At 37.7% G+C, this 20,281-nt stretch carries 24 protein-coding genes; 1 reads left to right on the top strand and 23 read right to left on the bottom strand.

Annotated features, from left to right (window positions below; all coding sequences use genetic code 11):
- Positions 1-186 precede the first annotated feature (186 nt).
- Positions 187-726: a PadR family transcriptional regulator gene (locus A3848_RS06470; protein ID WP_074084138.1), complete on the top strand. Its 540-nt coding sequence runs from the start codon at positions 187-189 to the stop codon at positions 724-726.
- A gap of 101 nt (positions 727-827) precedes the next feature.
- On the opposite strand, the gene A3848_RS32175 is transcribed toward A3848_RS06470, so the two are convergent.
- The 23 genes from A3848_RS32175 to A3848_RS06345 all read right to left on the bottom strand — a co-directional run bounded on the left by A3848_RS32175 (position 828) and on the right by A3848_RS06345 (position 20,275).
- On the bottom strand, positions 828-1,766 hold the full coding sequence (locus A3848_RS32175) for a GNAT family N-acetyltransferase (RefSeq protein ID WP_178381920.1): 939 nt from the start codon (positions 1,764-1,766) through the stop codon (positions 828-830).
- 87 nt (positions 1,767-1,853) lie between these two features.
- Positions 1,854-2,015, bottom strand: coding sequence for a DUF4085 family protein (locus A3848_RS32815; RefSeq protein ID WP_256702183.1), 162 nt, complete (start codon positions 2,013-2,015; stop codon positions 1,854-1,856).
- An 11-nt stretch (positions 2,016-2,026) separates the two neighbouring features.
- Positions 2,027-2,140 (bottom strand): DUF4085 family protein, encoded by a 114-nt coding sequence (locus A3848_RS32810; protein WP_074084137.1) that lies wholly within the window; start codon positions 2,138-2,140, stop codon positions 2,027-2,029.
- A 79-nt stretch (positions 2,141-2,219) separates the two neighbouring features.
- Positions 2,220-2,708: a hypothetical protein gene (locus A3848_RS06445; RefSeq protein WP_074084136.1), complete on the bottom strand. Its 489-nt coding sequence runs from the start codon at positions 2,706-2,708 to the stop codon at positions 2,220-2,222.
- Positions 2,705-3,643, bottom strand: coding sequence for a TcaA NTF2-like domain-containing protein (locus A3848_RS06440; protein ID WP_074084135.1), 939 nt, complete (start codon positions 3,641-3,643; stop codon positions 2,705-2,707). Before A3848_RS06440 ends, A3848_RS06445 begins: the two co-directional genes overlap by 4 nt.
- Entirely contained in the window at positions 3,643-3,924 is a 282-nt protein-coding gene (locus A3848_RS31630; protein WP_143192348.1) for a hypothetical protein, read from the bottom strand. The genes A3848_RS06440 and A3848_RS31630 overlap by 1 nt, the downstream gene beginning before the upstream one ends.
- Before the next feature lie 370 nt (positions 3,925-4,294).
- Positions 4,295-4,792, bottom strand: a complete 498-nt coding sequence (locus A3848_RS06430; protein ID WP_074084133.1) for a CHAP domain-containing protein — start codon at positions 4,790-4,792, stop codon at positions 4,295-4,297.
- A gap of 4 nt (positions 4,793-4,796) precedes the next feature.
- Positions 4,797-5,360, bottom strand: a complete 564-nt coding sequence (locus tag A3848_RS06425; RefSeq protein ID WP_074084132.1) for an ATP-binding protein — start codon at positions 5,358-5,360, stop codon at positions 4,797-4,799.
- A gap of 50 nt (positions 5,361-5,410) precedes the next feature.
- Positions 5,411-6,178 (bottom strand): SPL family radical SAM protein, encoded by a 768-nt coding sequence (locus tag A3848_RS06420; protein ID WP_074084131.1) that lies wholly within the window; start codon positions 6,176-6,178, stop codon positions 5,411-5,413.
- Between the two features lie 181 nt (positions 6,179-6,359).
- Positions 6,360-6,812, bottom strand: a complete 453-nt coding sequence (locus tag A3848_RS06415; RefSeq protein WP_218618992.1) for a GNAT family N-acetyltransferase — start codon at positions 6,810-6,812, stop codon at positions 6,360-6,362.
- Positions 6,813-6,937: 125 nt separating this feature from the next.
- Entirely contained in the window at positions 6,938-8,737 is a 1,800-nt protein-coding gene (locus A3848_RS06410) for an ABC transporter ATP-binding protein (protein ID WP_218618991.1), read from the bottom strand.
- The gene (locus tag A3848_RS06405) at positions 8,706-10,529 is read right to left on the bottom strand and encodes an ABC transporter ATP-binding protein (RefSeq protein WP_074084128.1); all 1,824 of its coding nucleotides are present in this window, start codon (positions 10,527-10,529) and stop codon (positions 8,706-8,708) included. Before A3848_RS06405 ends, A3848_RS06410 begins: the two co-directional genes overlap by 32 nt.
- Before the next feature lie 504 nt (positions 10,530-11,033).
- Entirely contained in the window at positions 11,034-11,408 is a 375-nt protein-coding gene (locus A3848_RS06400) for a VOC family protein (protein WP_074084127.1), read from the bottom strand.
- A 164-nt stretch (positions 11,409-11,572) separates the two neighbouring features.
- The gene (locus A3848_RS06395) at positions 11,573-12,121 is read right to left on the bottom strand and encodes a GNAT family N-acetyltransferase (protein ID WP_074084126.1); all 549 of its coding nucleotides are present in this window, start codon (positions 12,119-12,121) and stop codon (positions 11,573-11,575) included.
- Between the two features lie 29 nt (positions 12,122-12,150).
- A complete protein-coding gene (locus A3848_RS06390) occupies positions 12,151-12,681 on the bottom strand; it encodes a hypothetical protein (RefSeq protein WP_083611953.1) in 531 nt (176 codons plus the stop codon).
- A gap of 365 nt (positions 12,682-13,046) precedes the next feature.
- The gene (locus A3848_RS32170; RefSeq protein ID WP_178381919.1) at positions 13,047-13,232 is read right to left on the bottom strand and encodes a hypothetical protein; all 186 of its coding nucleotides are present in this window, start codon (positions 13,230-13,232) and stop codon (positions 13,047-13,049) included.
- 596 nt (positions 13,233-13,828) lie between these two features.
- The gene (locus A3848_RS06380) at positions 13,829-14,596 is read right to left on the bottom strand and encodes a SagB/ThcOx family dehydrogenase (protein ID WP_074084124.1); all 768 of its coding nucleotides are present in this window, start codon (positions 14,594-14,596) and stop codon (positions 13,829-13,831) included.
- Positions 14,597-14,803: 207 nt separating this feature from the next.
- Positions 14,804-15,253, bottom strand: a complete 450-nt coding sequence (locus A3848_RS06375) for a hypothetical protein (RefSeq protein WP_074084123.1) — start codon at positions 15,251-15,253, stop codon at positions 14,804-14,806.
- Between the two features lie 55 nt (positions 15,254-15,308).
- Positions 15,309-15,887 carry a hypothetical protein gene (locus A3848_RS06370; protein WP_074084122.1) on the bottom strand — a complete coding sequence of 193 codons (579 nt, stop codon included), beginning with the start codon at positions 15,885-15,887 and terminating at the stop codon, positions 15,309-15,311.
- Positions 15,888-16,005: 118 nt separating this feature from the next.
- Positions 16,006-16,245 carry a hypothetical protein gene (locus A3848_RS32165; protein WP_178381918.1) on the bottom strand — a complete coding sequence of 80 codons (240 nt, stop codon included), beginning with the start codon at positions 16,243-16,245 and terminating at the stop codon, positions 16,006-16,008.
- Positions 16,246-16,984: 739 nt separating this feature from the next.
- Positions 16,985-17,434: a hypothetical protein gene (locus tag A3848_RS06355; protein WP_074084119.1), complete on the bottom strand. Its 450-nt coding sequence runs from the start codon at positions 17,432-17,434 to the stop codon at positions 16,985-16,987.
- A gap of 237 nt (positions 17,435-17,671) precedes the next feature.
- Positions 17,672-18,259 carry a nitroreductase family protein gene (locus A3848_RS06350; RefSeq protein ID WP_074084118.1) on the bottom strand — a complete coding sequence of 196 codons (588 nt, stop codon included), beginning with the start codon at positions 18,257-18,259 and terminating at the stop codon, positions 17,672-17,674.
- A gap of 27 nt (positions 18,260-18,286) precedes the next feature.
- Positions 18,287-20,275, bottom strand: coding sequence for an AraC family transcriptional regulator (locus A3848_RS06345; RefSeq protein WP_256702180.1), 1,989 nt, complete (start codon positions 20,273-20,275; stop codon positions 18,287-18,289).
- Positions 20,276-20,281: the final 6 nt, after the last annotated feature.

Genomic DNA, 20,281 nt, shown 5'->3' with positions numbered 1-20,281 from the left:
AATTTATTCACACCATTTGAGTACATATTAACATAGGATTTTATTTATATCAATATAAACATGTATGTATTTATATGTTCTGAAATACATGTTGTGCGAGGCTTGTATCAATCCTTATTGCGAGCCCCAAAATATGCTATACTTAACAAATCAAAAAGACGAAATGTATAGGAAGAAGCGAGCCTTATGAGAACTTTAAAGTATGCCATTTTGGGGTTACTAAATAACGAACCTATGACGGGTTATGATATTGGTAAAGAATTCAGCAAAGATTTAGGTGAATTCTGGAATGCAAAGCACAGCCAGATCTATCCGGAATTAAAAAAACTGTTTGACGAGGGACTTATCGTTTACGAAATCCAAATTAGCGGAGAGATCCTGGAGAAAAAAATGTATTCGATTACGGAGGAGGGCAAAGAAGCTTTTTTGAAATGGTTAAAACAAGCGGAGCCTTTAGAACCCACTCCCAAAGATGTGTTTCGGCTTAGAATGTACTTTTCGAATCATCTGGATGTGCCAACCCGGATACACCTCTTAGAGCATCAGTTGCTTCAGCATCAGGAGCGGCTGCAACATTTACGCAAAAACAATGAACGTCACCAAAGTATTCCACCACATGATAGCGTGGATTTTGGTGATTATTTCATATTGGATGGAGCTATTTTACGTGAAACGGTAACGATACAATGGCTGGAAAACTTCATTCAATATTGCAAATCGTTGTAACAGATAAGCATACAGAAAAACCTTCCCTCATCCCGGAGGATAAAAGAAGGTATACGTCTCTTTTCTGAGGCAAGACAGCTATGAACGTATACAGAATTCCGTCAGCATAAAGTATCATGCTCATATATTTTGCTGGGGCGGCCCCACTCAAAAAGGCTCAGTCCGATCTCACGGAAACCATATTTTTCGTAATATTGAATATGATCCGTAGTTAAGTAGACCTTTTCAACCCCCAACCGGCTGCCTGCCGTTTTCCTTGCGTGCTGCAAGAGCATGGCTCCTAGAGCCTGCCCCCGCTCGTTCTTGTCGATGAACAACGGTCCGATCCAAGGTGATAAATCTTTTCGAATCAAATATTCCTGTTCAATCAATTGGTAGAAGCCGATCATCCGGTTGTTCCTTAACATTAAGAAGGTCAATGGTAAAGCGTCCACTGTAGATAAACTTCCTTCCATTTGAGCGATCACGATGTCCTTTACGGCTGGCCAAGATTCAGAAATGTATGTGATAAAGGCATCCCTATGTTCAGGGCATTCCTTAAGGGATTGGATCACTGGATACCCATCTATAGATGTAATCGTTGATGTAGGGGCCGTATAAATGTTCATTTCTGTGCCATTAAATATATATCCATTCGTGAAGTGGCTCCACCCAAGCCTTTCGTAATAGCCGTCCAGATCGGTACAGAGATACAGGTTGTCATGTCCCAATTCCCGGGATTTCTGAAGTGCATGTTGCAGTAGTTCGGCTCCCATCTTTTGTCCTCTAAACTCCGGTACCACATACAAACAAGCAAGCCACGGAAAAACATCTTGGCGGCTGATCAAGTCATTCCTCAGCAATGCATATGTACCGATGATTGAGCCATTTTGTACGGCAATATAAAAACGCGGCAAACCATCCTCCGTTTTCATGGAATGAAGCATACAGTCGTAATAGAATTGATAATTCAGATCGCTTCCCCATTCGCTCCAAAACAATTGGACAGCGTTTTCAAAAAAATCGGTTTTTTCCCTAAGTTCATATATCCGGAACACCATATCCCCACACTCTGTTTGTCCTCAAGAATAAGTCCTTCCAGCTGGCTCTATTCAATGATAGCTGATTCTCTGTCGTGCCAGGTCATTTCATGAAGAAATCTCGATAATAACGTTATCTGCTATGACCGTGAATTCCACTAATGGACTGTCAAATAAAACGTTAAACTCAAACCCAGCTTCTGTGGAGTACACTTCATCGTACAGCCAGTAACTGCCTGCACTTAAGTCTGAAGGTTGTAGGCACTTCACCCCTGTAAATGTTACTTTACTTTGATATCGGTTTGATAATGGTAGCCCCCTCTACAATCCAGGTTCATGATGAAAATGTCCGTAGAAGGTATTTCGATTGAAGTTACTTTTGCATCATGTATCAAATCATGCTCATTCGCTTATCGTACTCACTTCGCCACTGTTCAGCCATTGGTATGATTTCACGGTTTCTCATATCTTAGATTAAACTTTCAGAATATCTGTCATTAACCAGTCGTTATAATTTCCATCTTTCGAAACAAACCATACATTGTTATACACCCTTGGCTTATATATCAAATTTTTATTTCTTAATAAGCAACTCATTCCAAAAATAGGAGAAGCATTTCTAATTAATAGTGCCGTAGGATATGTATTTTCATATTTTAAAATCTTTTTTTCTTTTTGTTTTAATAGATGATTCAGGGCACTAATAAAATTTTCATAAATCTCTATTCCATGCAGATCATTATTAGATCTACCTAATATCATTTTGGCTTCTTCAGAATCATAAAATAAGTGTGCAACTTCAAGTCCTAATAATTCGCCCTTCAAATTTTCCAAGACGAAATCCGGACTCTCTCTTTTTTCTACTAATTTAAGTTGATCCTTATGGTTTAAGTTGAATAGGTTTAAAAATATGCCAAGTGCGGCATTCTCCAGAGCATATTTTTCGTCGCTATGATTCTTCATCTTTTTCCCCTTTTGTAATCAGTTAACTCTTTTATATTCTTAATAACTGCATAGCCGTCATAAGTCACTTCATCTCTAATCTCATCTAGCTCAATTTGATAATTGCCTGTAAAAATTTCTTTCCTATCTTTCTTGTTTGTATAAGATATTGTGAATTCCACATTATAAATATAGTTCAATTCTCCATAATCTAATATTGTCATTTGGACAGAAAAATTAGAACCCTTATGTAAAAGACTGGTCATTAGACTCTTTATGTTTTTTAATACACTATCATTGGCAGAGATCCGCTTTATTTCAGTGATATCTAAAGTATTCAAACAATCTTCAAGTACTTTTGGGTAAAATCCAAGGAGCTCATCTGCATAAAAACCATCGGTTTTCACTGCCCCCATACGCTGCTCAATATCTTGCTTGAAATTTGGCCATTCTCTAATATCACTTAAGAAATACGTCTCTCCAACCTTCTCAACCGAATAAATCCAATGAAATTCCTTTGATGTTCCTTGCTTCTGGGGATAATTAATCGCAATATTTTCAGTAGCTTCAACATCATATTTATTCACATCCGTATAATAAACCCTATAAATATATGAACTTATAAATTTCTCAGTGATTTTTCTATTAAATAAGTTATTTATGAGCTTCTTTTGTGACACATACAAATTACTATTTGTTAAAAGATTGGGTTCAACAATTGAAAATGTATTATTATTTATTGATTCAACAAGATTAATTTGATAATCATTAATTAATTTATTTATTTTTTGCATTGTATTATCAGGTTTATTTTCAGAAAAGATGATTTCATTTTCTTGTGATTTATCACTTCTGTTTACATGACTAGTTCTGTTTGTATTACCAATGAAACTATCGTTACTGCTACAGGCTGTAAATACACAAAAAAACAGGACCAAAACTAATGTTTTCCTCATCAAGTTTCCTCCTGTTTCGTATTTACATATCCATTAGATGCCGACCTTACATCACTATAAAAATATAACAAGTTGGGTAATTCTTCCTTTTCTAAATCATTAATATTGTTTTTGTATTTAATTAGTAAATCAAGAGATTGACGATAATAGTCCAAATGGTATTCATTTATTTTGGTTCGTTTTACTTGTGCGATATAGGTTTCCAAATCTGAGATTTGAGTAAATAAATATTCACGTATTATTTCAAATGTCCTTTGATCAAGTTCATTGATATCCGTCATGTTCCTTACATTCTCTTCAATCTTATGGAGCCATTCATAATCTCTTTGAAATATTTGATAAATAGGTTCCAGAAATGAATAAAGTGTTTTGTATCGTCTTTTTTTGAATAAAAAGTGCGTGATATTAAGAAACATGTACATCCACCACCGTCTTATGTTTTCAATATCTTCTGGGAGTTTCATATAACGTTTCCGTATTCCTGACGTTCAAGGGGCTTAAGGGCTCTACCTTACATATTCATTATATTTTAAAAGATGCTGGATTGCTTCACTCTGATAAAATCCATATTCCCAAATATCCCTTCTGTCGCTAAGTAATATCCATCACTCTTAGAACCCAAGCACCAAGTGGCTTCGCTTTTCTCAGAATCTATTCATACGTATCGCTGATTCTTATATATCCGTTTATTTGTTCCCGGGTCCTTTGAAATATGCCTGATCTATTATTATAATTCCCTTCTGCTGTTATTATTTTATCCTGTTCTACTTTTAATACCACTCCGATATGATCATTCGGTCCATTCCCCACAATATTATCAAATACGATAAGATCCCCTTGATCTGGGACGAACGATAGCTCACTTATAGGATGATAGAAACCATATAGCTGTCCCCATTCTAACCAAGCTTCTACCCATGCAAAATTACGTGAAACCGGCTCTGGATATCGTACAGGTAACTTCAATCCTGCCTCCGTACAACAATGATATACAAATGCAGCACACCAATCGAAACCAATATTTGGATTATCTCTTGGAAAATACCTAAGAATGGGTTCCAAATCCGGACCGTATTTATCTTCATTTCCGATCACCGGTCTTGCAGCTAATTCTTCAGCTATTTTAGCCAGAGTCTCTCTTCTGCTCATGGTTTCACCCTCCGTTTGTATATAAGGCCACTAATTTTTCAATGACTGAATGAACTTCTGTTGAATCTTTAATAACAAAAAAATAATCTGCTTCTCCCTCTGTGGGGTCAGAAATATTGTCTTGTTTTGATTCTGCATTTTGTCTGTTTAGCACTTCTACAAAATTTGAGGCCGTTCGAAATATCGCTTTACTACGAGCACTCTTATGGACACGTTCCTCCAGAATGAAATCAGGGAAATCGAAATGGACCAGTACGGTTTCAAATCCTTTATCATGAAAATAAGTTAGAAGTTTGGAACGACCTATCGTATTTCGGTTTGAATTACTAAGGATGAGGTGAAGCTCCGTCATCTCTACAGCATAATCTACAATTGTATTCGTTATCGCATATTTGATTGTGTTCGGTCCCTGCTTTGGACGTAGTGATTTATAGTAGGTATTGATGAATTCAGCATGGGTATCTTGATCAATCACGATTGAGTTATTCAATTGTTGTTCTAGTTCTTTAGCAAATGTTGTTTTGCCACTGTGTGTTTTACCTACCGTAATAATAGCGAGTCGCTTCAAGAATACTCCCTCCAATTCATCTGAGGCCGCGAAGAAGTTAGGTTCGCAGATTATTCAAAAACAAACTTTACCCGTTGATCTCCGCACCACTTTTCTCTTATCCCATTATAGTAAACATCTACATTATTATTTATGATTTCTTTATAAGTGCCAGCTAATTGAGGATAGTTACGTCCAATAAACTTTTCCAAAGTAGGCCCTGTGTTTTTTCCTATTCTAACTTTATCTAAAAATACGGGTATGTCCTTATCCAGAGCATGAATCATTAAATCCACATCTGTTATTCCGGGTAAAATCGGAGTGATAAATACCCAAACCTTAATCCCCATTCTATGTAGCTCATTGGCTGTCTGTATATTGCTCATCAGATTATAATCATCGATTTTCTTCAACTGTTCCAGGTTAGATAAACCTAACAGCAGAGTGAATTTGTCCCCCATAGGTTTAACCACATCGAGATCTCTATAAATTAGTTTTGACCCGGCTTTAGTTGTGACCATACACTTCACGTTTAACTTACATAATTCGATTAGGCATTTCCTGGTTAACTGATATTTCCGTTCAATTTCCATATAAGGATCACACTTACTTCCCAAATATACGATATCTTCTTGATTCCAGTGAATGAATTCTTCATATAAAATATCTGCAATATTGAGTTTAACATTCAAGTTTTTATTCCAGTTTTCATCTTCTAGCTGGAAACAATAAGGGCACCCGATAGTACATCCATCATACGGGTCAATAATTGGTAATGTTCCTCCGTCAGGGGGATATTCATATGTCATTGCACAACTAACACATATTTCTTTAAGCATTTCGGGCCATCTCCATTCGTCCGTTTATGAGACGATGGTACATGAATCCCGGAAAAAAATATAGACTTATAATAATCATTCTGCTATGATGTTGAATAAGGTCTTGAAAAAAATAGTCATACAAACCCTGAGATTCTAATGATCTTAGGGTTTTATTTTTTTGTTTTGGGCTCATTTCGCATTACAGATCAAGACTTAATCGAATCATATCCCTACATTGTATTCCGTTTTCATAAATCTCTTCCTTATAATGCCTTACAAAGAAATCCCGGTCTATTCCTGTTATTCGAAAACCGCATCTTTGATATAGCATGAGCTGATGTACACTGGAGTTTCCGGTTCCGATTTCAATGGTTTTAGCCTTTTCTTCTCTCGCCTTATCTATCGAATATACAATTAATTTCTTTCCTATTCCTATCCCCTGATAGTCTTCCTGTACCGCGATATTTACAATTTCTATGGTTTCAGGTCGAGTCCTAATCAAAACCAAAACTCCAATTATTTCTTCGTTTATTAGAGCTACTAAGCATTGTCCTCTTCCCAAATATTCCTTAACGATTTCCTTCGACGGATCAGCAAGAAGTAATAGATCAAAGGGGATTTCTTCGCTTGAATTTAGTGGTCGGATCTTAATTTCCATGAATTTTCTCCTTTGGCACGCTTCGTGAATACAATGTTATCTGAACTCTGCATTTTCATAATAGTCCCGACTGAGGAGCTACTGCGATCAAAAGTGTCACGTTTTCATATAACTACCTATTAATCATAATATTGTGCCTGTGCCTCCCACATCGAACTATATTCCTTTCCATTCTTCACGAGCTGGTCATGATGCCCGTACTCCACTAACTCACCTTCTTTAAAAACGGCGACCTTATCACAGAATTTACAGGAAGATAAACGATGAGAAATATAAATAACGGTATGCTTTTCTGTCATGCGGTTAAAATTAGAATAGATTTCGTATTCTGCATATGGATCAAGGGCAGCCGTGGGCTCATCCAAGATTAGAATAGGGGATTTTTTAAGCAAAGCCCTGGCCATTGCCATTTTTTGACCTTCTCCCCCTGAAAAATCCGTCCCCTCCGAATCGAATGTTTTAAATACCTGTGTGTCTAGCCCCTTTTCTAAACCACCGATTTTTTCTTCAAGCCCGACTTGCTTCATCATCGATAGCATTTCTTCTTCTGCATCTAAAGTAAACTTCAAGCTCAAATTATCTTTTATGGAGAAAGAAAATAACTTATAATCCTGAAAGACTACACCCAGGGTCTTCATATAATCTTCGTATTGGTATTGTTGAATGGGATATCCATTAAGCAAAATCTCACCCTGTTCGGGTTCATACAATCGGCAGAGTAATTTAATAAAAGTCGATTTCCCTGCACCATTTTGTCCGACGACAGCCAGATTCTCACCACTTTTTATCGTAAGAGACACATTTTTCAAGGAATAGACCTCACTCCCTGCATATTTAAAATAAACACCTCTGAACTCTATCTCAGCTTCTGTCAACTTCCCAATCATTCGTTCTCCACTTCTCATGGTTGCAGGAAGACTCTCAAATTCTCTGAAAACCTCAAGATACCTGCACATTTGTCGAAGCTCAACATAGGCATTAAACACCACAGATACTTGTGTAGAAAAGCTGTTAGCAGCTGCAATATACATTATGAAATCACCGATTTGAATCCTTCCACTCATTACCTTAACAATCATGTAGCCATAGATCACCACCATTTGCAGTTGAAGATTAATACTCGTTAACCCCTTGTAACGCCCAACCTGTCCGTATAATTCTCCAAATCCCCGGATCGTATCCTTGTGATATGCATCTACCTTTTTCAATAAAAAAGGTGCCATTCCATACAGACGAATATCCTTGGCCATAGAAAAATCAGTTGCCAGCCTGGAGTAATAACCAAATTTACGATTTAGCGGGGCCAGTATTTTGTAGAATCTGAACTGGGTCTGCTGTGATTTTTTAAAAATATAGGTATTCAGCAAAATCATCCCAAGGATCAATAAAATGATCCCTATATTCAATGTGGAGATCAGAGCGGTCAATGCTATAAGGGACAGAGACGTTTGAAGAAGCATTCTCATGCTGGTCATCATTTTACTTATAACATCCTGCTGCTGAATCGGTGATAATGCCTGCTCCTTCAAATCAAGAACCTTAGCATTCTCTAAGCTTTCAAAATCGAGATTCATAATATGTTTGCCGACATGAAGCTCCAAGCCATCCATTACTTGCAGATTGGCCTGTTCCATTTTTTGATCCAAATAACTCTGGAGTAACCCAAAAATGGCATTACCTACGGCCAGAATACCAATCCATAGAAGTAATTGCGTTTCCCGCGCTAACCCCATAAGTTCGTCAATGATATACTTGGGTGCAATAATATTGATAAAGGGAAAAAATGCACTACACAATGCAACCAATAGCATCAGAGGGATATACGTCTTAGAGTAGGAATTAACCAGCTTCCAAAAATAAACGACGACTTGCGAATCCTTCTTCAGTTCAGGGAATGGGTTCATATTCTTTATTTTCACTCCCTTTGTAGTATTGTGCTTGAACCTGAAACATTTGCGCATACTTTCCATTCCGTTCTAGCAATTCTTTATGTGTGCCCCGCTCCGCAATTTCACCCCATTCCATCAAGAGAATCTGATCACAGAATCGGGTACTGGACAAACGATGTGAAATATATAAGGCCGTGCGATCTCCAATCATTTCATCAAAACTCTTATATAAACTGAACTCTGCTAGAGGATCAACCGCTGCGGTGGGTTCATCTAATACAATAAGATCTCCATTTTTATATAAAGCACGGGCTAACATCATTCTCTGATTCTCTCCGCCAGACCATTCAACCCCTTCATCATCCAAAAATTTCTGCAAATGAGTGTTAATGCCGTATTTAAGCGTTGAGATCTTCGGGCCTAAACCCGCCATTTCTAAGCAATTATGAATCTTTCCAGCATTGGATTCCCCGTTCTCCTGAAGAGAGACATTCTCGGCTACTGTAAAGGCCAACACTCGAATTTCCTGAAATACAGTAGACCATAAATCCCAGTACTCACCTTGGGAGAAGCGCTTGATATTAATTCCATTCAGATTAATCTCTCCGCTGTCCGGTTCGTACAATCTGCAGAGCAGCTTGATTAATGTTGTTTTCCCTGCTCCATTATGACCTACAATGGCAAGCCTCTGGTGAGCAGGGATAATAAAAGATAAATTTTCGAATACTAGCCGGCCGCTGTTAGGATAACCGAAGGAAACATTTTTAAATTCGATGGTGTAGGGTCCTGACGGAATCGGCAGCCTGTCCCCTTTCTCCTCTCTCTTAGTAGGTTCAAGAAAACTGCACAGTTCCTGTATGTACAGATTCTGTGTCCGCAAATGGGCTAAATCTTTTATCGTTCCCCGGAGAACATATGAGAAACCCGCTACAGCTCCGGTGTACATAGCAAAATCACCTACCGTTATCCTGTGATGGACATATAGGTAGGCTAAATAACTGTAAACACTTCCCTCCCTGGCGAAACGAATGATGACGTCCAATACATCACTCTGAAAATAACGCTTGCTTATGTTGTACTGAAGTGTCCTTCTCTTATCGGTAACTGCCTGGAATAGAGAAACAAAGTGCTTGTTTAACGAATAAATTCGAATTTCCTTCCCGTAAGCAAAGTCCTGCATCACATCCGAATAATAACGTTTTTCACGGTCCAGCTCTGATTGTCGTTGTTCTTGCTCATATTCATATTTCTTTGCCCGAAGTGAAAAAAAATATGAACCTGCAACCGATCCGATTAAAAAGAGAATAATCCACATCCCTAGCCTGGCAATTACTGTGAAGTATCCAGAAAGAGCAATAATCCCCCCCAGTAACGAAAATAACGTATGGAATAAACCCTGAAAACCATTCTCTACACTTTGCAGAGATCTCTTAGCCTGTTCCATTTGATTGAGGAATACCGGATCTTCCGTATTTTTGAAATCCGCATTCAGATTTTGCGCGGTATGTGCATGCAACTGACTAAATACAACTTTCATCAGCTGGGTTTGGCCTATATTTTGCAGATAGGCAGTTAAAAAACCAATGGTACTTGATAAAACAAACATGAGTGCAATTAGTAATATAAAACGAAGGGGTCTTTGCTGTCCCATTAATTCATCGAGAATGAGTTTAGGAAACAATAGCAGAATAAAGGGCTGAAGAGCAGTAAGCAGAGTGACTATCGAATAATAGATAACCGAAAGCTTACTATGAATCCACGCTGTCGAAAGGATATATCGTATGCTGGACCCAGTGGAAGATTGGAAACTTGTTTTGAGCATTGTCACGCTCCTCTTATTCACTCATTTACAAAATCTTTATTTATACTCCACCTTTACACAAAGTTATGTAATATAAATATTTCTTGTATATATTCTAACGATGTTATTATTTGGTAACTATATGAATTTATTAGGACTCATAAGATTATTTAATGGTAATTCAATGAACAGAAACCTTTAGCAGACAAAATAAAAAAGGGCTTTCCCATATGCCATGAAATGGCTTTGGGACAGCACCTCTAAATATAACCCTTACTTACATTCCTTGTGCTAGCAGTACTTTCTTATAAACGTTTCCGTGTTCACCATGTCCTTTCACCTTAATCCCTTTAGGACGGTGCAGTTAGGTGATTGGGTATGTCCCGGCATCTACTTCTCCGACTTACCTTCTGGGACTTCGGTTGGATCAAAGGACCACTCGCTCGCCAACAGCGTGAATGCATTGTTATCGAATGTCAGCGGCATATCTATATTATTTTTCCAAGTAACATTTTCATTCTTACTTCACACCATAAAACACCATCTAACACCGAATTTGTCGACAAACTGAACAATACATGGACTATAAAAGGTTGGACCTAATGGAGTGATCGTCTTGCTTTCATCCTGCAGAATTTGATATGCCTTTCTTAACTCTTCATCGTTATCAAAAATAGCAACAATTTCCATAGTAGCATCTGCCGATGATTCTCTAGTGCCACCAGCGTCACTAAGCATTAATCTTGTTCCAAGAACATGAATCTCAGCATGAATAACGTATTTCTCTGGCTCCTTTTGAGAATCAAACATTATCGAATCTGTTTCAGTATTAAAAGCTGCTTTATACAATTCAAGAGCTTCGCAACACGCACCATTTAAATATAATTGTGGAACTAACATATACATCCTCCCTTTTGTACATTCAAACATCGAAATGTTCTACAAGAAACTCAATTTCTTTCTTATAATGAGCAAGATGACCTTCCGCGACTAATTGTATAAATGCGGGATCTCCAAAGGCGGCACGTAGGTGAATTCATCACTTCTTTGATTGAGTACACTAATTATTGCGCGTTATAGTCTTTCTTAAGCAAGGCATATATCACCACATCCACAAATCGGTTTCTCCAAAAGTAATGTTCCTTCAATACCCCTTCTTCACCTAAACCGATTTTCTCAAGGACCTTCCTTGAACTCACATTCTCCGGCTCTACAAATGCTTCGATTCTGTTCAATCTAAGTTCGTTAAATCCGAATTCAATGATCTTTTGATTCGCCTCGGTCATAATACCTTTGCGCCAATATTCAGGAGTGAGTTCATATCCAATTTCAGCTTTAGAATGTTTTTTCATCCAACCATGAAATCCACAGGTTCCAATGACTCTGTGATCTGACTTCAAAGTTATCCCCCAGCGAAAGCCTTGATTTTCTTCGAACTTTTGATTCCAGCGCCAAATTAATGCTTCTGCTTGATTAATAGTAGTAAAACTCTCCAAATCATAAAACTTCGTAACCTCATCCAAAGAGAAATATTGAAAAACTTCCCTGGCATCGTCTTGTTTAAGTTGTCTGAGTATTAATCTTTCTGTTTCTAATATAGGAAATTGAGACATCTTCTTCTCCCTTCAGGGTTTGGGTCATTTCACCTAACGCTTTTTTTGAAGTCAAATTCATCAATAATTTCTTTAGTACCATCCTCTTTAACCACCATCACTTGCACATCTTTAATCGGACTAATTGCATACCAAAACCGCTTACCCTCTTCAACATCAATGATTTGCGCAAGCTCTTCACCTGCATATACTTCTCTTATCGAATCTCCACTTATTGTACCTGAGTATATAAAAGGGGGTTGATTCATTGAAGACCATTTCATCGGGGAGTTCCATTCCGCACCTCTTGTTTGTATCCAACTCCATTGTTTATCCCGTTTCTCCAAATAAGCTATAAATATTTGTTCTCCACGTTTATTATTTTCTTTAAATATAGCCACCGCATCATCTTGATGTACCACATTAAACTCCTTGTGAACGAGCTTATAGGAATAATTTTCTTCTCCTATATGGAGATGCTCCAACTTTTCATTAAAAAAAGATTCAAATGTTTGTGGCTGTGAACAACCAACCATTATAAATATGAAAAAGGCTGATAGGCCAAAATATATTAATTTCAATTTCAATGCTCCTTTGCTTGAATTACAATTTTATTTCAGAATTCAAAATCGAACGCTATCAATCGATGCGAATAATCAAAACCCAATTTTCCAGCCACTCTCTTGGATGGCTCATTTGATTGATCAGTTGTCCAATAAACACCATACCCTCCTCAAAGCCTCTTCCACAGACCAAGGGTATTAGCCGTAGCATGAACTCAGTGTTATGTGAAGAAATTTAGTCATTCATAAAAATAAGAGTTCTCACGGTTGTTATCTTCGAATCTTGAAATTCACAGTTATTATCGTCTTTGTTTCGCGTATGTCCTTAGGTCCTTATGTAATTTTGCCCTTTCTTCCCTTGTCTATCTTTGAACTACCTTGCTCTATTGAGTAATTAAATCAATAATAACTCCAGCAGCTAATAGAAATAAACCGAAAGCTAAATTCACTTTTTTATTATTAATACCTGATCGCTCACAGATAAATAATGTTGCCCCGATGATAAAGAAAAACAAAATAGATTCAATATTTGATTCTGTCTTTGACAATATATATTTGCTATTGACCAATTGAACAAGTCCTGAAAGAGTTCCTAATAGTTGTACACTTCTTTTGTATACACTGTTTTGTAGAATTACATGATTATATTAGGTAATGGAGGATCTTTAAATGGGTTCTCAATCATGATACTTAGTGTTACCTGTAAAATGATACTGACAATAATAAATATAATAATATATCTTGTCATGTCCTCCTTTCCCTTATTATATTGACTATGGATTATTATTTGGCTAGTAACTATATTCAGAATTATCATTAGTCCACATATAAGAAGATGGCCGAGTCCAGTTAAGAATCCCTTAGTATAAAACTCAGGAAACAAAAGATGAAATAATTCTAGAATTAGTACAGGTAATACTATTGAGCAAAAAATGGATATCACGATTAAGAGAAGTTTCATCCTTGTCTTCATGTATTGACTCCTTAACAAATTGTTTTTTGTGGAATACCCTCTCTCAAGCAATAGGTATACTCATATTGAATTGCATCTCATTTTCTCATCTAGTATATCAGTCATTCAAAATACTGGAAATCAAAAAGAAGTCCTTAAGGTTATTCAACCTCAAAGACTCCTGTAGAGTTTTTTAGCAAAACAGATTAGAGCTTACAACGATTCCCGTTTCTTCCCAACTGCACCGAGATAGATCACAAATTCATCATCACCGTCTAATTCTAAAATCTCATCAATCAACTTTTGATCATAGATTCCAATGGCGCAAGCACCTGCACCGATAGATTCACTGGCTAAATAAAGGTTTTGACATACATGTCCAGCATCGATAAGGATTTTTTTGTGAGCTGAAATATCATACTTCCATTCGGAGCGATAGGGTGTTGTACTCCATGCAAACAGTACAGAGGCCTTTTTTGCAAAGTTAGGGACAAATGGCTGATCCAAAGTAATCGCATCAATCTTCTGTTCAATTTTTTCTAATTCAAACATGAATAAGAGCTTATGTTCTACAGGAAGGTATCTGTAGATTCCTTGCTCAATGCCTTCTACCCGCATAATAAACAAATAGGTTTCAAATGTGTGTGTTGCTCCACTGCATGGGACAGTTCGTAGCGTAAGTCCGTTCTTATTCATACCGGTAATCCCTTGGGTAGCCCATAATAAATAGGATAACTCATCCAGACTTAAAGTTTCCTCAGAATAAAACCTCGTACTTCTTCTTTGATCCATAATATCAAAAATGTTTTCTTTACACACAACGTCTTTGCTGATCTTTGGCAAATCAATAATTAGCGATTTCGGATCATAGGATTTAACAATTGGTGGTTGTGCAAGTCCTTTGATCTTATCTGTTTTTATGTGTTTGAATTCATGAAAATTAGATTTCAGAAAGTGCCTTTGTTGTTCGTACCTAGTCATAACAGATCCTCCTAAATTACCTTTATAGCTATAATTTATCATGTCATAAAAAATAAAAGGTGATCGAACGCACTATTCAGTTGTTTTAGGTAAGCAAACTTCAATAAACCTCCCCTCAACCCTAAGGGTGAAAGAAGGCATAAATGCTTCTTCAGCAATGATTTACAATAATTGTTGTTATGAGATGCCCTAGCCTCCCCGAGTTAACTACTTTAATAATATTGTTGCTTTTTCGATTTCTCCTTGCTCATCCAGGTACTTCAAGGTCCTATTTATATCTTCAATATTCATAGTCTTCACAATTATTAAATGCTGAATATTACATCCCGGTGGATCTAGATTAGGTTGTTCAAAATGCTTTGCTAATCTTTCTGGCGTTGTTACCAAACACCATCTCATCATTCCATTATTAAAAGTTATTGTTACTTCAATTAGATGAAAAGCGTCCAATTCATCATCGAACTTCCAACCTTGTATTATTGGAACTTCCATCTTGCCCTCAGCAAAATAGTCTTTATTGATCCATATTCTTCTGTTCTGATTTCCGATTATTCTGAATTTCCCATCATCTTCAGCGACTACTTCATAAAACCTTCCTTTAGTAATTGCATGTCCGTATACCCCAACATGGGTACAAGTAATAATTCTTTCGTCCATGTAATCACATCCTTTACTCATATCTATTGGTCTATTATCTCGAATAAACTCAATATTAATTACGTGCAATATTCCTTATAATTAACTCTGGTGAAGATTTCGTAGAGTTCCAATCAAAATGAGAATGGCCTGAATATGAAGTAGCAAGATAACAACAACTATGAACTAGCATCTCAAAACCAAGTTGTGATGAATTTATGGTTGCCATATCTTTACCTGATTTTATTCTAAGTTGTTCATTATACTTCCAATGCTCCCATGCATCCCATATTTTTTCATCATGTGTGCTCAGCAAGGGAAGTCTATAATTATCCGATCTAAAGAACCCTAATGATGACTTGATTTTCCTTAAGTCTTTCTGAGTAAAAGAATTAATGGAACCATTGAATATAAATAAGTCTGTATCTATTGTATCTTTTCGTTCTAAATAGATTAGATCATGACTTCTCATAGAATGTTGAAATAAACTTGCCAATAAGAACATTTCACCACTATCAGCTGCGTCTATTAAAAGAATATGTCCTAGCTCATCCCTTACTTTAATGTTTATATCGTTTTGCTTTAATACAACAGTCGTAATAACTTTGGAGCTCAATCTAATTGTTACTCGCTTTATAAGAACTGATCTAGACATTTATCAGGTCTCCAATATCTTTTTGATTTACGCTGATTTTCTATAACGTTATTGTATTCACGACATCCCACCGACTTAAGTCTCAGCAGGGGACACTATTGAATAACTTTCAATTTCTTTAGATCCATTTAAAAAATGTTTTATGATTCACTTCAATATTGTTGTTCTTTGCCCATTCTATTAAGGTATTTATTTCCTTATTAGTGTTACTAAATTCAAAACATAAACCTATTGGCACAATTCTATTCCTCTTTGGTTTAATTCCGATTATGCCATTACGTTCAATATTTATTTGGCTTATTTCACTGGCTTCAAGTTGATAGTTTTTGATAATTAATACTTTATTATCGAGTTGCAATAGCTTGGGTTTAAGAAGTCTCCTTGTAACAGCTGCAGTAATAATTAGTAGATAGACAATACTAAAAGCCAAATAAAGTAGTTTATTGGATCTATCGCTTGTAGCAATGATATTAAGAATACATAATAAAGTCAGGATCGACATGCCGATAATTAACCTAATATTTAAAGGGTATCTTATATTTATTTTCATTTATTTCCCTTTCGTTGATTTATGATAACGTTCTTGTATCCACGATGCCTGGCCCGATTGCTTGAAAATTACGTGACCTGATGTCCTCGTTTTCGAAACCTTATCTTCAAACTTTGTTCTTCTAGTCTTTATGGTTTTAAAATGTATTTATTAACTCTTGCCTTCTCAATTATTTCCTTGAGCAAGCTCTCTTTATAAATTGAAGTACTATATGGTATTTCTCTATGATTGTCATCTGGATAGATATTCTCTGCGTAGATAATAAAGTTGTTTAAATCCATCTTCTTGATTATAAAATAGTTTCCCTCGAACTCACCGTTACGAATGTGAACGGAGTCAATGAAATCAAATATAGCCTCATAAAGTTTTTGTGATGAAATCTCATCTTCATTTCCTATAACGTTGTTGTATTCACGACGTACGACGAAGTCGGATGTATCCGGTTGCCTCTGCTTCCTTGAAATCCCTCTGCCGGACCGAGGGCGTATGCCCGATGCGTGAATATATTGTTATACGAAGGGAGCCTTGAGATACCCTCAAATCATGGTCACTTAAATAATTTCTTTATATTCCTCAAATCTTGTTCCAATTTATTTAAATATTCCCGGTCGTATTCAAATGATCCGCTCAATATTGTTTCACTTAATTTATTATTCAAGTACTTCGTTCTCTTAATTGTGTAATTAATTATAAATAAATCTTTTCTAATACTAATCATTGATAATTTAAATTCTTCAGGACTCATTGAACCTAAGCTCAAATTACCTTCTCTGCTATTCATCGTTTCTTTGAGGCTTTTATAAAATTCCTCAAGTATATTCTTTTCTATCCAAATTTCAATTGAACCTTTAAATGAATGATCAATGACATCTACTAAAAATGAAATTGATGGATATCTTTCAGTTTCAATGTCAATGAAAGTGAACTGTAAACTAGACCTACGATCTAAAGAAAACAAAATAAAATCAAAATCATTAATGAGCTTTCTTGTGGTCATTAATCATCACTCCCTTATTAATTCCATGCTTCGTCCTTTTGTATAACGTTCATGGATTCACGAAACCTCACTGGCTTTAGGGGTAAGCAACAATTCCCACGGACTTAGAGTACAGGGTTGTCTGCTGATAGTATACTGTTCAGTATAGCAACTATTCTAAATACTGGAAATAAAAATGGAGCCTTCAAGGTTGTTCAACCTCAAAGGCTCCAATCCTTTTGGAGTCATCTATTACTATTACAGCTGCTCATCTCCGTCTACGGACGAGATACAGGTCAGCAGTTCTCGTGCGGGTGTACGAGGACGGGGCTTAGGAATCTTATCCTGATCGAAATAACCAAGATGAAGCGTGCCGATGATTCTCTCGCCCGGTTTCACGCCAGTAATTCTGCAGAAATCGGGATCGAAATTATATTCATTCGTCTTCCACACTACGCCAATTCCCTGCTCCCATGCCAGCAATTGTATGTTCTGAATAAGGGCTGAGCCTGCACCCACAGCGTCTTCCCATTCCCGTTGTCTGGGATCGGCCTCGATAACAACAAGCAGATGGGCTTGAATACGCTCGCAGTAATCGTTCCTCAGCTTCTCTTCCCAGCGCTCCCGCTCGCCCTTGGAGAACGTATGCAGGACCCCATCAGCAAATCGCTTCCTTCCCTCTTCCATAAATAAGATGAATCGCCACGGCTCCTTGCGTGAATGTACCGGTGCCCATACAGCTGCTTCCAACAAATTTACGATCGTTTCTTTTGCCAGCGGTTTTTCATTGAACTGACGAATGGTTCTTCTTTCACGAATTAGCATCTCTATTGCCGATGTTACCATATCGGTTGATCCTCCCGTCGCATTCCCTTATTGGGTGAGCCAATGCACCGCTTCATCGATAATTTTACTTTGTCCGATCGGACCGCCCGGACCTTGGAACCACAAGCCGTAGTCAACGATATAGACATGGTTGTTTTTAACAGCCTTCAGGCTTTTCCACACTGCAGTTTTCTGCAACTCACTTGTTTCTTCCGGGTCTGATGACAGGAGGAAAATATGGTCCGGATTAATAGATGGCAATGACTCCATAGAGATAATCTGCATCGATTCAGCCGGATCAGGTATAGAAGAAGGTGGAGTAAGGGCGAGATCATCATAAAGAACCTCATAATTTCGTTTACTGTAATACCGCACTTCTTTATCGGATAGCCGTAGAAACATCACTGTCTCATCTCCGATAGCTTGTTTGATCTTCTCACGGGCTTTTGCAGCCTTTTTCTCATATTCTTCAATAACCTGCTTGGCTTGTTCCGTCCTACCTAACATTTCCCCCATTTTTAGCAAGCTCGTTTTCATACGAATAACGCCTTGCTCATCCTTCACCTTCTCTGCGAGCAAGGTGGGAGCAATTTTACTGAGACTCTCATAGGCATCACCCATGAAGTCCTGACCAATAATAAGATCCGGATCTGTCGCTAATATACTTTCAAAATTCGGATCCACCTGCCAACCCAAATTCATTTTCCCTTCCAATTGATCTGCCAGATAGGTAGGAAACCGATCACTGCCTTCTTCATTACTCGAAGCAGCCTGGGGTACAATGCCGAGGGCTAGTAAATAGTCCGTAGCGGCAGGGAACAGCGAAATAATATGCTTGGTCTCGCCCTTAATGACAGTTTCTCCCCATGCATGCTTAATCACCCGCTCTTGTACGGCTGGCTGTTCTGTAGATTGTGCAACAGCGGTCGGTTGCGCACTGCTGCCGTTCTGTCCACTCCCGCTTGCTGGCGAAGTATTCTGAGAGGAGGAGCAGGCAGCTAATAATAGCGTAAGGCTGAGTATCAGTAGCATCGTAACGGATTGTCTCGATTTCATGAGCGTGCGTAAGTCTCCTTCTCGTTTATATTGATAATGATTATCATCATCAGTAGGATTATAAGCGCGAAGTTTATGCCTGACAATGGACAATTCTGACCTTCCTATAGTAATATCCTGACTCCCAGGCAGACTGATGCACACCTGTTTGAAACGGCCTGGCGATACCCCTACCTGCTTTTTGAATAAGCGATTGAAATAAATAACATCCGGGATACCTATACCTTCGGCAATTTCCTGCAGGGATGCGTCCGTACGCAACAACAGCTCTTTGGCTTTGTCCATTCGAATCCGGGTTAAATATGTGATTAGACTGCTTCCAGTCTCTTTCTTGAAGATTCTCGACAGATGCCCTGCGCTGCAGTCCAGAAGTTCCGCTAATGGATCGACCATAATCGGTAAAGCATAGTTTTCATGAAGATAACGAACAGCTTGGGCGACCAGATTGGGCTTGGCAGTTTGAATATCCTTCATATTTAGCTGTCTCATCAATTCGTTAATAAATTGGTAGAATAGCGTTTTCACCTGAAATTTCGCAAACTCATCCGTCAGCCTCCAATATTGGTCTATTTTTTGGACTTTGTCGTATAAGTCGACGGGATCGCTTGGGACAAAAGCATATTGAACATGAAATGGAGCATGTTGCCTTAATAGCGTTTGAATCTCACGACTGCCCGACAAAGACAGGTTAGCCCGATAGAGTATTATGTAATATTCGAAGTGATTATCCGTGAGGGAAATATCCAAACATACTCCCTTACCTCCATGCAAGACTTGCATCTTATCAACTGCGTACGTGGTGCCGTCCAGCGTAACTGCCGCACTTCCCCGTATCGTATATAAAAACCCGCTGACAGGCAATCGATAGGCATTGACTTGTTCGCCGGCACGTAACACCCTATGCCGTACATCCCATATTCTGATCGAGGCCAGATTCCAAAGCCTAATATGCTCTTCTAAGTCCATCGCTTCACCTTCCATAGAACT

The organism is Paenibacillus sp. P32E (genome assembly GCF_001909085.1).
In the GTDB taxonomy this organism is placed as follows: Bacteria; Bacillota; Bacilli; order Paenibacillales; family Paenibacillaceae; genus Paenibacillus_AQ; species Paenibacillus_AQ helianthi.
This window is presented reverse-complemented; position numbering and strand designations above follow the sequence as displayed.

Coding starts and splice junctions, on each gene's coding strand:
- A3848_RS06420 (WP_074084131.1), bottom strand. CDS start 6,178: ATGCTTAAAGAAATATGTGTTAGTTGTGCAATGACATATGAATATCCC.
- A3848_RS06445 (WP_074084136.1), bottom strand. CDS start 2,708: ATGAAGAATCATAGCGACGAAAAATATGCTCTGGAGAATGCCGCACTT.
- A3848_RS06395 (WP_074084126.1), bottom strand. CDS start 12,121: ATGTCTCAATTTCCTATATTAGAAACAGAAAGATTAATACTCAGACAA.
- A3848_RS06470 (WP_074084138.1), top strand. CDS start 187: ATGAGAACTTTAAAGTATGCCATTTTGGGGTTACTAAATAACGAACCT.
- A3848_RS06405 (WP_074084128.1), bottom strand. CDS start 10,529: ATGCTCAAAACAAGTTTCCAATCTTCCACTGGGTCCAGCATACGATAT.
- A3848_RS06430 (WP_074084133.1), bottom strand. CDS start 4,792: ATGAGCAGAAGAGAGACTCTGGCTAAAATAGCTGAAGAATTAGCTGCA.
- A3848_RS06350 (WP_074084118.1), bottom strand. CDS start 18,259: ATGGTAACATCGGCAATAGAGATGCTAATTCGTGAAAGAAGAACCATT.
- A3848_RS06380 (WP_074084124.1), bottom strand. CDS start 14,596: ATGACTAGGTACGAACAACAAAGGCACTTTCTGAAATCTAATTTTCAT.
- A3848_RS31630 (WP_143192348.1), bottom strand. CDS start 3,924: ATGACGGATATCAATGAACTTGATCAAAGGACATTTGAAATAATACGT.
- A3848_RS06440 (WP_074084135.1), bottom strand. CDS start 3,643: ATGAGGAAAACATTAGTTTTGGTCCTGTTTTTTTGTGTATTTACAGCC.
- A3848_RS06375 (WP_074084123.1), bottom strand. CDS start 15,253: ATGGACGAAAGAATTATTACTTGTACCCATGTTGGGGTATACGGACAT.
- A3848_RS06345 (WP_256702180.1), bottom strand. CDS start 20,275: ATGGAAGGTGAAGCGATGGACTTAGAAGAGCATATTAGGCTTTGGAAT.
- A3848_RS06400 (WP_074084127.1), bottom strand. CDS start 11,408: ATGTTAGTTCCACAATTATATTTAAATGGTGCGTGTTGCGAAGCTCTT.
- A3848_RS32175 (WP_178381920.1), bottom strand. CDS start 1,766: ATGGTGTTCCGGATATATGAACTTAGGGAAAAAACCGATTTTTTTGAA.
- A3848_RS06355 (WP_074084119.1), bottom strand. CDS start 17,434: ATGACCACAAGAAAGCTCATTAATGATTTTGATTTTATTTTGTTTTCT.
- A3848_RS06370 (WP_074084122.1), bottom strand. CDS start 15,887: ATGTCTAGATCAGTTCTTATAAAGCGAGTAACAATTAGATTGAGCTCC.